The sequence below is a fragment of the Pseudomonadota bacterium genome, assembly GCA_026388215.1.
Taxonomy (GTDB): domain Bacteria; phylum Desulfobacterota; class Syntrophorhabdia; order Syntrophorhabdales; family Syntrophorhabdaceae; genus JAPLKF01.
The window spans coordinates 1-3,924 of record JAPLKF010000106.1; the positions used below are offsets into that span (position 1 = coordinate 1).

At 36.9% G+C, this 3,924-nt stretch carries 8 protein-coding genes and 1 riboswitch; of the genes, 3 read left to right on the plus strand and 5 right to left on the minus strand.

Going from position 1 to position 3,924, the window contains the following annotated elements:
- Nucleotides 1–96: 96 nt before the first annotated feature.
- Together NTU69_06120 and NTU69_06125 are read right to left on the minus strand one after the other, a co-directional pair.
- Nucleotides 97–390: a 4Fe-4S binding protein gene (locus NTU69_06120; GenBank protein MCX5803097.1), complete on the minus strand. Its 294-nt coding sequence runs from the start codon at nt 388–390 to the stop codon at nt 97–99.
- A gap of 120 nt (nt 391–510) precedes the next feature.
- Entirely contained in the window at nt 511–705 is a 195-nt protein-coding gene (locus tag NTU69_06125; GenBank protein ID MCX5803098.1) for a hypothetical protein, read from the minus strand.
- A 6-nt stretch (nt 706–711) separates the two neighbouring features.
- Between NTU69_06125 and NTU69_06130 the strand changes: the two genes are divergently transcribed.
- Nucleotides 712–840 carry a hypothetical protein gene (locus NTU69_06130; protein MCX5803099.1) on the plus strand — a complete coding sequence of 43 codons (129 nt, stop codon included), beginning with the start codon at nt 712–714 and terminating at the stop codon, nt 838–840.
- A gap of 84 nt (nt 841–924) precedes the next feature.
- Complete coding sequence (gene purM, locus NTU69_06135) at nt 925–1,962, plus strand: phosphoribosylformylglycinamidine cyclo-ligase (protein ID MCX5803100.1); 1,038 nt, start codon at nt 925–927, stop codon at nt 1,960–1,962.
- Nucleotides 1,963–1,973: 11 nt separating this feature from the next.
- On the opposite strand, the gene NTU69_06140 is transcribed toward purM, so the two are convergent.
- Genes NTU69_06140 through NTU69_06150 form a run of 3 tightly spaced genes read right to left on the minus strand, consistent with a single transcriptional unit; the run spans nt 1,974 to nt 3,277 of the window.
- The gene (locus NTU69_06140; protein MCX5803101.1) at nt 1,974–2,183 is read right to left on the minus strand and encodes a hypothetical protein; all 210 of its coding nucleotides are present in this window, start codon (nt 2,181–2,183) and stop codon (nt 1,974–1,976) included.
- A 52-nt stretch (nt 2,184–2,235) separates the two neighbouring features.
- Nucleotides 2,236–2,886: an endonuclease gene (locus NTU69_06145; GenBank protein ID MCX5803102.1), complete on the minus strand. Its 651-nt coding sequence runs from the start codon at nt 2,884–2,886 to the stop codon at nt 2,236–2,238.
- Nucleotides 2,852–3,277: a PaaI family thioesterase gene (locus NTU69_06150; GenBank protein ID MCX5803103.1), complete on the minus strand. Its 426-nt coding sequence runs from the start codon at nt 3,275–3,277 to the stop codon at nt 2,852–2,854. Before NTU69_06150 ends, NTU69_06145 begins: the two co-directional genes overlap by 35 nt.
- Before the next feature lie 131 nt (nt 3,278–3,408).
- A riboswitch (cobalamin riboswitch) is annotated at nt 3,409–3,610 on the plus strand.
- Nucleotides 3,611–3,640: 30 nt separating this feature from the next.
- Here NTU69_06150 and NTU69_06155 point away from each other — a divergent pair.
- The coding region (locus tag NTU69_06155) for a TonB-dependent receptor plug domain-containing protein (protein MCX5803104.1) at nt 3,641–3,924 on the plus strand (284 nt) is incomplete at its 3' end.

A 3,924-nucleotide genomic window follows, 5' to 3' on the forward strand; every position in this document is an offset into this window, starting at 1 on the left:
TTTGAGGAGTAATCGGGTAGGCGGCTACCACCTCAACCCTTGCAAGTTTTGCTGCAATAGATGCGGCTATCGAGACCTCTATACCCTTCTTTGCATTCATCGTTCTTCCTCCACCATCTTGATTGCCCCTGGTTTACATTCCTTCGCACATATACCACAGCCCTTACAATAGTCGAGATTGGCGGTATAAAGACCATCGTTTGTTTGATAGATTGCCGCATCAGGGCAATAAAGCCAACAGAGACCACATTTTATACACTTTGCATCATTCCATATAGGTTTCTGGGAACGCCAATCCCCTGTTTTATATTCCCTTGCACTTCCAACTTCTTCTATCACACACCCAACATTCAGTTCATGCCATTTGTATTCATCCATCGGTTTAGCCATATAAGGTCCCCCTCCTGTATTTAAAAACTATTAGGAAATATTTGTCAAGAAAATCACAAGGACTTATCTTACAATTTTTTAAATATGGTTTTCTCATGTGAATGTTTATTGGTGTCAATACTACTTTACTATACGCTGATACTTGGGGTCTTCCCATTCTAAAATCACCTTTCCCTGTATTTCTGATATTATGTCATCTGTCAGGTGTCTGAACCTGCCCTGCCCATTAAGGTAATCCGTAACGGGTGCTAATGGTTCTGTACTATATGTAATCCTGTACCTGCCATTTTCAACTTGTGCGAATATTATTAACATAGAGTGTTGAATTTTCATATAAAAAAAGAAGCATTTCCAGAAGAAGTTAATAGGGAAGTTGAAAATGTGGGTGCAAAGGTTCTTGCTCAATACGTAGTCTTGGGACAGTATGATTTTATTGAAAAAATGACCTGAAGAAAGACAGTGAATAGTCCCGTATTAACTTTTACCGCTTTTAAATCATTGACATTCCACATTTATTAATTTTAAATTTACACAGTGGGATTCCTTACATATAAAGATGCAGGGGTAGATGTAAACAAGGCTGATGAATATCTAAATAGCATAAAACATAGAATACAGAATACATTTAATTCCCTGGTTCTAAACCCGATAGGAGGGTTTGCTGCATTAACCGAGATCCCGAAGGATTATAAAAACCCTGTCCTTGTTAGTTCCACAGATGGCGTTGGCACCAAACTAAAAATTGCATTTAACTCTGATAAACACGATACTGTTGGAATTGATCTTGTAGCTATGGGTGCCAATGATATCCTGACAATGGGGGCAAAACCATACTTTTTTCTCGATTATTTTGCCTGTGGTCGAATAGAAGAAAAGGTTTTTAAAGAAGTTATCACGGGTGTATGTGAAGGGTGTAAAATGGCTGGATGTGCCCTTATAGGAGGAGAGACTGCAGAAATGCCTTCTTTTTATAAGGAAGGAGAATATGACCTTGCTGGATTTATAGTAGGTTTTGCTGAGAAAGAAAAAATTATAGATGGTTCAACGATAAAAGAAGGTGACATGGTTATTGCATTAGCTTCAAGTGGCTTGCATAGCAACGGGTTTTCCCTTGTAAGAAAGGTTCTTTTTGAGGTTCATAATCTAAAAGTAGAAGATAAAATTGATGGTATTGATGGGAAGTTGTATGAAGAGTTGTTAAAACCGACAAAGATTTACGTAAAGCCTATTCTCAACATTCTTGAAAATTTTAAGATAAAAGGCATGGCTCATATTACAGGTGGAGGCTTACCGGGCAATATAAAAAGAATCATTCCAGAAGGTCTTATGGCAGAGATTGACCTTTCCGAAGAGAGGATTCCTTATATTTTTAAACTCATTATGAAATTGGGAAATGTACCAATTGAAGAGATGTGCTCCACATTCAATATGGGTATAGGGTATGTAATTGTAATCGAAAGGGATGATGAGCAAGTAATTCTTGAGAAACTTATAAGCTTAGGGGAAAAAGCCTTTAGGATAGGCCATATTAAAAGGTCTTCAGACAACGAAAAAGTACACATCATAATATAAACACGCCATCCTCATACCATGAGATTCAATAAATCTACAAACAAACCACCGCATTCACATCTTGAATCTATATCCTGATTTAGTGGAACAATTCTGTCTTTAAAACAATTCAAACACCTTATTAGTCTTTTTGTACCAGACATTTTACCCCGTTTGGCGATTGGCTTTCCTTCTATTTCAAGTACTGGTTGATAGGGTTTTATTATTGTGCCTTCTTTCATAGCGCGTATCTTTCGGACTCTTTATTCAAAAAATAATAATGCCTTTATAAGTTTATACTACCTTATCATTTTTTAAAGGACACACATCACATATGGGCACTTTTTTACAATAACTCTGGCATAGACAAACAATTAATGCATGAAACTCGTTGAATATATATGTATCCAATGGGAGGTTTTCCATAAAGTATCTCTGAATATCATTATAATTACCTTCTCCATTGGTGAGGTTATGATTTTTTAAAAACCTTTTCGTATACGCATCCACTACAAAAACAGGTTTATTCAGGGCATATAGTAAGATGCTATCTGCTGTTTCATATCCTATTCCCTCTATACTGAGTAATAGTCTTCTCAATTCTTGGGCTGGCATAATTGATAGATTATCGATGCTTCCGTTAAAGTCATCATGAAGCATGTTGATGAAATTTTTTAACCTTTTGGATTTAATATTGAAGAATCCTGCAGGTTTTATGATCTCACCCAGTGTACCTATATCTATTTTATATAATTTTTCTATATCTAATATCTTTTCCCTTTTTATATTTTCTATTGCTTTTTCTACGTTTTTCCATGAAGTTGTTTGTGTGAGGATAGCCCCTATAATGACTTCAAGTTGTGTTTCCGCGGGCCACCAGTTTCTCTTACCAAAGTCAGCAAGAAGTATATTAAATATTTTCAGTAATCTTTGTCTTGTGGTCATCGTCTCTCATGAAGAAAACCATGTGCATCAATGCCAGTAAATCCTTATTTTCTCTAAAGATTCTTATATCAATCCTTCCGATCTTTTTACCCCTGTGAGTTAATCTTGCCTCTGCAAAAACAGTATCACCCTCATCAGCACCTTTCATATATTGAATTGAAGATTCGACTAAAACTGCTTTCTTGCCAAGACTGTTACCGCATGCTCCCCCCACCTGGTCTGCAAGGGTAAATAAAATTCCGCCATGGGCATTACCAAAAATATTTATATGTTCCTTTTTCAATTTAAGCTTTCCCTTTGCTATTCCCTCTTTTACTTCGTACACCTCTATTCCAAGAAGCTTACCCACGTTACAATTATTAAAAATGTTTTTTATATACTCTTCATGCATGGTATTACCACCCCTGATAAAAAACTTTTACCATTTAAGTAGTTTGCTAAAACTATTTTTTATTAACATATCATATTTGAAGCTTGGATTTAAATTGAAAGTAATAAAATCTTGCAATTCGAGTGAGCACATGGTAGATACAATTTTACTGTTCTATAAGGCTAACCTTCAAGGGAAGTGCAGTTTAAATCTGCCGCTGTCCCGCAACTGTGATGGGTTAAGGCCAACGCAGGCAATATTTGCCAGCCACTGTTCTGCTCTTAAGCGGAATGGGAAGGCGCGAGGGCTTAAATCCCTTAAGCCAGGAAACCTTGGGTTGGATTCTTAAAGACAAAATCCTTACGAGGCATAAGGAGGTCCATCATGAAACAAAAAATCTTTTTTACAATTCTGGTTATCATTTTGCTAAAAGGGAATCTCATCTTTGCACAGGAAACACCATACCGGCTCGATGATATAGTGGTAACAGCCTCTCGCATAGAGACCCCACTCAAGGAAACCCCGGCAAATATTACCGTAATTACAAGAGAAGAAATGGAGCAGAAAGGGGCAGCAACCCTGATTGATGTATTTAAGGAAGAACCCGGTCTGTCCACCAAATCATGGACAGGCACAATAAAACAATCAAATATCGACATCAGAGGTTA

Excerpts from the sequence above, each read along its gene's own strand:
- NTU69_06120 (MCX5803097.1), bottom strand. The coding sequence starts at position 390 with ATGGCTAAACCGATGGATGAATACAAATGGCATGAACTGAATGTTGGG.
- NTU69_06125 (MCX5803098.1), bottom strand. The coding sequence starts at position 705 with ATGTTAATAATATTCGCACAAGTTGAAAATGGCAGGTACAGGATTACA.
- NTU69_06140 (MCX5803101.1), bottom strand. The coding sequence starts at position 2,183 with ATGAAAGAAGGCACAATAATAAAACCCTATCAACCAGTACTTGAAATA.
- NTU69_06145 (MCX5803102.1), bottom strand. The coding sequence starts at position 2,886 with ATGACCACAAGACAAAGATTACTGAAAATATTTAATATACTTCTTGCT.
- NTU69_06150 (MCX5803103.1), bottom strand. The coding sequence starts at position 3,277 with ATGCATGAAGAGTATATAAAAAACATTTTTAATAATTGTAACGTGGGT.